Here is a 6,844-nt window from a genome sequence, read left to right as displayed (position 1 = left end):
TGCATTATTCACCAACTGGCAAAAACCTGATTGTGAGGACATCTCAAAAAACAGACTGTTTTTCAGCCAGATCGCTAGATGAACTTCTTGCCAAGGCTTTCGAGGATTTTCCAAAGTCTTCATGAATAATGCAGGTTAGGATTAATGGCAACCATCAGTTAATTTCTCTCTTGACTTTTGTCAATTAGCAATTAGGGTTTGCTAAATAAATCTAAAAACCTTGTTGGGTAAGACTTTTAGACTTTTGGTCAATCAAAAAGTCCCAGATCTGGGAGGGATCGGGGGGAAAATCCCTGGACTTTTTCCCTGAAAATTAGGTAATTTACCAGATGAATGGGTAAAAACCTACACCCCACACCCCACACCCCACACCCTGTCCCCACGAAAAACTTTTTCAGCAAACCCTAATTATCTCGTCATTTTCCCCCAGCAGATGACGCGCAAAACGTCGGGCCAGGGGCGGAGCCGATACAAGTGTACTGGTAAAGCCAGAAAATACCTGCAATCCCAGTTTGTCGGCGATCGCTCCCACTAGAGGCCGTCCCGAGGGGGCAAAGGCCACTAGGCAATGATGACAGCTGCCGGGGAGAGCGGCTAAAGAGGGCAGCAATGTCCCCACGGCGGTGCGGATTGCTTTTTCCCCCGCCACAGGGTTTAAAATCGCGCCAGGATCGGTGATAATGGCGCTAATTTGCCCTAGATAAAGGCTTTGATCCCGGAATTGTACCGCCCCCGTTTCTAAAACACTGGCAATTATTTCTGGGGTTTCTCTCTGCCAAATGCCCTGCTTTTCTAGTTGGGTGATTTTTTGCTCTAATAGCAATCTAGCAGGAATTGCGGGCATAACTAGGGTGTTTAATTTGATCTCAGTGGGGGGAATTTTGATCACCTGGGCATGGGTAAAATAGACGGGAGCAGCAATACCGGATTTTTGCAGTAAAGACCGGGTTAATCCCCCCGCACAGACGATAGTTTCCCCAGCAGAATAATTATTTTTAGGAGTTTTTACGCCGGTAATTCTCGATGCAGTTTCAATTAATTCGATGACAGCTTCCCGAATAATCTTGCCTCCTAGACGCAGAAAAGCTTGTTGATAGGCAAGATTAGTTTTTTCGGCGTCAATGTGACCGTGGGGCAGTCGTAAAACTCCGGAGATAGCTGCGGGATTTAATAGGGGTTCTAAAGCGATCGCTGCTTGCGGATCGAGAATTTCGGGAGTAATAGCAAAGATAGCAAATTTTTCGGCCACTGTGACCGGATCATCTTCGGGGTTCACGGTGAGAATTAGCTCTATGTCCCGGTATTCGTTATCTATGCCCAATTCCTGCGATAAATTGCGCTGAATTTCTCGACCTTCTTGATATAATTTTCTCTGGATTTCTGTGGTGGCCGACCAATAGGCTAAACCCCCGTAACTGTAGAAAGTGGCGTTGAGGGGATGGGTTTCTTTTTCTAATAAGAGGACTCGACTGCCTAGGTTGGCTAGTTCGTAGCTTAAGGCGGAACCGGTGATACCACCACCGATAATTATATAATCATAAGTTGTGGTCATAATTGGGCTAATTTTTACTAAATTAATCTATCCTATCATTATACTTGCTCAGTTCCCTGGTTCTGATTTGATCAATAATTGCTATAATTACAGAAAAAGTTCAAAGCGGGATAGGATAACTATGCAACAGCTAGAAACTAGGGGGATAACTGAACGATGGATTAAAGCTAGTTGGGAAGAATACTTAGCAGCAATTAACAACTTCCCAGAAAATAAAGGAAAAAGTTATTATTACAATGGCTATTATCGATTAGAAATGACTCCTATTGGATTTGAACACGCTAGAGATCATCATGTTGTCTTTTTGGGGGTGAGTCTCTACGCTATCCTCAAAGAAATTCCTTTTCAAGGACTCCCCACTTGTTCTTATCGTAAAAGAGGAATTAGAGAAGTGCAGCCAGATATATCTTACTATCTAGGAGAGAAAGCGAATCTGATACCAAATGGGACTTCGATTATTGATTTAAATCAGTATCCTCCACCAGATTTAGTCATTGAAATCTCAAAATCTACCCTCAATGATGACTTAGGTAATAAACGCTTACTCTATGAAGAATTGGGAGTTAGTGAATATTGGAGTGTTAAGGTAGATGATCCTCAAATATTCGCTTTTGAAATAATTGATCGAGGTAGCAAAAGAATTGATATATCAAAGGTTTTACCTAATTTAAGACTTGCGGTTTTAGAGTCAGCTTTACAACAGGCACGCACCAGAGATCAAAGTCAGGTGGGACGTTGGTTAATCACTCAATTTCAAGGTTAACTCCATAAAATCGAGGCTAAGATTATGCAACAGCTAGAAACTATTATCTCGACAGATTTATGGATTAAAGCTAGTTGGGAAGAATACTTAGAAGCAATTAAAAACTTCCCAGAAAATAAAGGAAAAAGTTATTATTACAATGGCTATTATCGATTAGAAATGACTCCTATTGGTAACGATCATGCCAGCGATCATGCTATTTTGATCTTCGCTGTTAGTCTCTATGCTACCCTAAAAAATCTGGCCTTTAGTGCCAAAGATAATTGCAGTTTTCGCAGGTCTGGTTATCGAGAAGTCCAACCGGATATATCTTATTATTTTGCAGACAAAGCTAATCTAATTTCCTACGGTACTTCGATTATTGATTTAAATCAGTATCCCCCACCAGACTTAGTCATTGAAATCTCAAAATCTACCCTTAATGATGACTTAGGTAATAAACGCTTACTCTATGAAGAATTAGGGGTTAGTGAATACTGGATTGTTAAGGTAGATGATCCCCAAATATTCGCTTTTGAAATAATCGATCAAGGTAGTAAAAGAATTGATATATCAAAGGTTTTACCTAATTTAAAACTTGCGGTTTTAGAGTCAGCTTTACAACAGGCACGCACCAGAGATCAAAGTCAGGTGGGACGTTGGTTAATCACTCAATTTCAAGGTTAAATCCTGCGGTTTTTTTGCAGCCGCTTTCTCCAATAAAGACTCGGCAAAAGCGAGGGCATCCGCTGCCGAATTTCCCCCGGTTAATTGTGCCAATTCTTCCCTTCTCGTCTGACGATTATCGAGAGAAGTAACCCGGACAACCGTGCGAATTTCCGAGAGATTAGTGGGATTATCTTCGGCAATCATTTGTTTATAAACTCGAAAATGGTGATCAGCTAAAGCAGCCACTAAGGGTTGATGGGTAACGCATAAAACTTGATATTTTTGACCTAATTGATCTAATTTATCGGCAATTGCCTGGGCAACTTTTCCCGATACTCCCGCATCGATTTCGTCAAAAATTAGGGTGGCTGCTGCCGATTGGGATTGGGAAAAACAGGACTTTAACGCTAGGAGAAAACGACTCATTTCTCCTCCGGAAGCGGTACTGGATAAAGGTTGGATTTTTTCCCCCGGATTGGGACTAAAATAAAATCCCACTTGATCGACTCCCAGACTGCTAGGATTACCCGGAGCAATCCGACAGACAAAAATCACCTTTTCCATGGCTAAAGGTTTTAATTCCTGTACCAATTGTTTTTCTAGTTGACTAGCGGTTTCTTGTCGCAAAAAGGTCAACTGGGTGCTAGTTTCTCGATAGATGTTTTCCTGTTGCTGACAAATTTTTTCTAATTCTTCAATCGATTGTCCTTCTCCCGTCAACTCCGCTAATTCCTGCTGTAATTTCTGATAATAATCGAGTGCTTCGGCTAAACTTGGGCCATACTTGCGACAAATGCGCTTAAGTTGGACGATTCTCTCTTCTATCTCGTTCAACCTCTCGGGATCTGCCTCTAGACTATCCCCATAAACGTTGATTTCCTGTCCCGCTTCCACCACCTGATTTAATGCCGATCGCACCATCTCTAAAATTGGCTCTAAACTATTATCATAAACCATCATATTTGTCAAGATATTTTCAGCTTTTCCTAACAAATCGGCGACGGCGGGTTGATCGCGATCGTTTTGGTAGAGTAGTTGATAGACTTGATAGCTGGAATTTTGCAAATCGACACCGTGGGAGAGTCGGTTTCTTTCCTGTTCCAACTGTTCCAACTCGTCAGCAGCGGTTAAATTAACTGATTCTAGTTCTTTTAGTTGATATTCTAGTAAATCTAATCTTTGTAGGCGATTTTGTTCCGATTGCAACCTATTGTTTAAACTATTCTTGCTTTCTTGCCAGTTAACGTAGGCTGTGGCTACTTTTTCCCGCTGCCGCAGCAGCGATTCACCCCCGTAGAGATCTAATAATTCCCTCTGTCGATTAGCGTCCATTAACTGAACTGTTTGACCTTGGGCGGTGATTTCTACCAAAAAATCTCTTATTTGCGCCATTTGTTGGCGATTAGCGACGACTCCGTTAATGCGAGAACGAGAACGCAAGGAATTATTAGTAATCACTAATTCCCGGCTGATGGTCAGACTATTATCTTCTAATGGGTCAATTTCCTGACTTTCTAGCCAAGCAATTAATTCTGGAGTTAGAGAAAAAGTCGCTTCTAGGGTTGATTGTTGGCTTCCCTGACGGATGACGCGATGATTGACTTTACCACCGAGAACAATATCGATCGCATCTAATATAATCGATTTTCCTGCCCCCGTCTCACCGGTCAGTACATTTAATCCGTTCCCGAAAGTTAATTCTAAGCGATCGATGAGGGTAAAATTTTGAATTTGTAGGCAGGATAACATATATCAGTAATCAGTAATCAGTAATCAGTTGCTAAGTAGGTAGGCGTTAAAAATTATCAGACACCCCCCTTATTAAGGGGGGATTAAGGGGGGATCCCCCCGCCTATCGGCACCCCCCTTATTAAGGGGGGCAGGGGGGATCGAACCTAAAATCCATTTTTAATTTAATTATAACCAGTTACTTATTCTCATTATCTTTCAGCATTCCCTAATTTTCCCCGAAACGGTAGCCCTTCCCATAGACAGTATTAATTAGAGGTGTTTCCCCAGCCGCTTCGATTTTACGACGCAGCAAACGCATCAGGGCAGGAACCACATTACTATTAGGTTGCTCCCCTTCTGACCAGAGATGCTGATAAATTTGTTCATGGGTGAGAAGTTGCCCCGGATGGGTCATAAATAAAGTTAATAGTTGTATTTCTTTTGCTGATAAACTGATCGTGCGACCGTGACGATAGGCCACTTGATTTTCGCTATCGAGTTCTAAATCAGCACATTTTAGTTTACTGCTATTACTAGCTTCAAAATTGGGAGAACGACGCAATAAAGCACGGACTCTCGCTAATAATTCTCGCAGTTGAAAGGGTTTGACTAAATAATCATCGGCACCGGCATCTAATCCCGCCACTCGATCATCTATGGTATCCTTAGCGGTTAGAAATAAAACGGGAGTGGTGTCCCCTTGATTGCGTAAATATTGACAGATTTGTAATCCGGATTGCTGGGGTAACATCCAATCGAGAATTAAGAGGTCATAATTATTCTCTTGTGCCAATTCTAAACCCGTCCGACCATTATCAGCAATATCAACTTCATAGCCTTCTTGAGCAAGAATTTGTTCTAAGGGTTCGGTTAATTCTTTTTCATCATCAACGATAAGTATTTTCATAAAAGTAAAAAAGATGGTGTTGGGTTTTGGGGTTTTGGGGTTTTGGGGTTTTTTAGTTGAATCTCCCCATCTCCCCATATCCCCATTTCTCCTAATTATCGATCTTTGGGGAATAAATTGCGCCATTCGAGAGGGATATAACTTTCAATAAATCTAGCTAGGGTTGGGTAATGACGCTGGTACAAAATTCCCATATAGATAATACCAAGTCCTAGGACGGTTAGGGCAAAGGGAAAGAAAATTGAATCGGCAAAGATACGATAGGAGAGATAGGAAAGATAGGCAAATACTCCGACACCTCCGAAAACCACAAATAATCTTCTTTTTAGCAGGACGGATAATAACATCAATCCCAAGTTAATTAGACAGTACAAAAATCGTTGCGCTTCATTATCATCGATGAGGAGAGATAAACTAAACCAAAACATAATTAATCCGAATAAGTACAGCCAAAAAGCAAAATCACCCCGACTACGACGCTGACGTACATCAATTAAATAGGCAGTTATCAAACAGGCAATTCCAAACCAAAAGGATACCCACAGTCGCAGTCTCCATGTATATTCGTTCTCTCCAAATAGTAAAGGAGTTAAGTCCATTGACATATACCACAGACTAAAGGCGATCGGTGCAGTTAAAAAAGGAAATTTAACAAATCTCAAAGTTATTAATCCCGCGATAATCGTGCCTAATTCCATTAAAAACCAACTGCCTTTAATCCATGTATGGAAATCTCGATAGATGCCCGGATCTCCGGCTTGCCAGTATCCTGTCCAGCGTTGTAAACCATAGATTGCTAAGGGAGTCATTGCCACTGCCATGGTAAATAAAAGGCCGCCGGGGATTTTGAGATTTTGCTGAAAATAGAGATTTTTCCCCGCAAAAATAAAACAAATTGCATAAAACAGGGCGATAAAAAATAGTCCTGCACCACCGAAACTCTCCCAAGCTTCGTTCATAAACCACCCCAGGGCAGAGATAACAATTAATGCCCCAAAATAATAGGCTACATTAGCAAAATTAAAGCGAGGGCGATTAACTTCATCTTCTTGGGGATAACGGGATAAAAAAGCCGTCCATAAATTTTCAGCTTGGCTGGCAGTAATTAGGTTTTGTTGTACCGCCCAATCAAAATCTTCTCTTTCTAGTCTCATAATATTCTCTAGTCCTTAAGCTAAGATGTATTTTAACCGCTTATCCTAAGGATAAGGGAATAGGGCATAGGCGCAGATGTTAAATCCTG

General features: G+C 41.4%; 6 protein-coding genes. 2 read left to right on the top strand and 4 right to left on the bottom strand.

The window, feature by feature from the left end; translation table 11 throughout:
• Positions 1-394 precede the first annotated feature (394 nt).
• Positions 395-1,552, bottom strand: a complete 1,158-nt coding sequence (locus IM496_RS14165) for an NAD(P)/FAD-dependent oxidoreductase (protein ID WP_287662286.1) — start codon at positions 1,550-1,552, stop codon at positions 395-397.
• Positions 1,553-1,673: 121 nt separating this feature from the next.
• Between IM496_RS14165 and IM496_RS14160 the strand changes: the two genes are divergently transcribed.
• On the top strand, positions 1,674-2,315 hold the full coding sequence (locus IM496_RS14160) for a Uma2 family endonuclease (RefSeq protein ID WP_287662284.1): 642 nt from the start codon (positions 1,674-1,676) through the stop codon (positions 2,313-2,315).
• A gap of 24 nt (positions 2,316-2,339) precedes the next feature.
• Positions 2,340-2,981: a Uma2 family endonuclease gene (locus IM496_RS14155; protein ID WP_287662283.1), complete on the top strand. Its 642-nt coding sequence runs from the start codon at positions 2,340-2,342 to the stop codon at positions 2,979-2,981.
• On the opposite strand, the gene recN is transcribed toward IM496_RS14155, so the two are convergent.
• The 3 genes from recN to IM496_RS14140 form a co-directional block, all read right to left on the bottom strand.
• Positions 2,958-4,712, bottom strand: a complete 1,755-nt coding sequence (gene recN / locus IM496_RS14150; protein WP_194016252.1) for a DNA repair protein RecN — start codon at positions 4,710-4,712, stop codon at positions 2,958-2,960. The genes IM496_RS14155 and recN overlap by 24 nt on opposite strands.
• A 208-nt stretch (positions 4,713-4,920) precedes the next feature.
• Positions 4,921-5,601, bottom strand: coding sequence for a two-component system response regulator RppA (gene rppA / locus IM496_RS14145; RefSeq protein ID WP_194016254.1), 681 nt, complete (start codon positions 5,599-5,601; stop codon positions 4,921-4,923).
• 95 nt (positions 5,602-5,696) lie between these two features.
• Positions 5,697-6,755, bottom strand: a complete 1,059-nt coding sequence (locus IM496_RS14140) for a DUF2157 domain-containing protein (protein WP_287662282.1) — start codon at positions 6,753-6,755, stop codon at positions 5,697-5,699.
• Between the last annotated feature and the right edge of the window lie 89 nt (positions 6,756-6,844).

The sequence above is a fragment of the Microcystis sp. M049S2 genome (assembly GCF_020245625.1).
Lineage (GTDB): Bacteria > Cyanobacteriota > Cyanobacteriia > Cyanobacteriales > Microcystaceae > Microcystis > Microcystis ichthyoblabe_A.
The sequence above is the reverse complement of the archived record's forward strand: the minus strand, read 5'-3'. Positions and strand labels throughout refer to the sequence as shown.

Coding starts and splice junctions, on each gene's coding strand:
- IM496_RS14165 (WP_287662286.1), bottom strand. CDS start 1,552: ATGACCACAACTTATGATTATATAATTATCGGTGGTGGTATCACCGGT.
- IM496_RS14160 (WP_287662284.1), top strand. CDS start 1,674: ATGCAACAGCTAGAAACTAGGGGGATAACTGAACGATGGATTAAAGCT.
- rppA (WP_194016254.1), bottom strand. CDS start 5,601: ATGAAAATACTTATCGTTGATGATGAAAAAGAATTAACCGAACCCTTA.
- IM496_RS14155 (WP_287662283.1), top strand. CDS start 2,340: ATGCAACAGCTAGAAACTATTATCTCGACAGATTTATGGATTAAAGCT.
- IM496_RS14140 (WP_287662282.1), bottom strand. CDS start 6,755: ATGAGACTAGAAAGAGAAGATTTTGATTGGGCGGTACAACAAAACCTA.
- recN (WP_194016252.1), bottom strand. CDS start 4,712: ATGTTATCCTGCCTACAAATTCAAAATTTTACCCTCATCGATCGCTTA.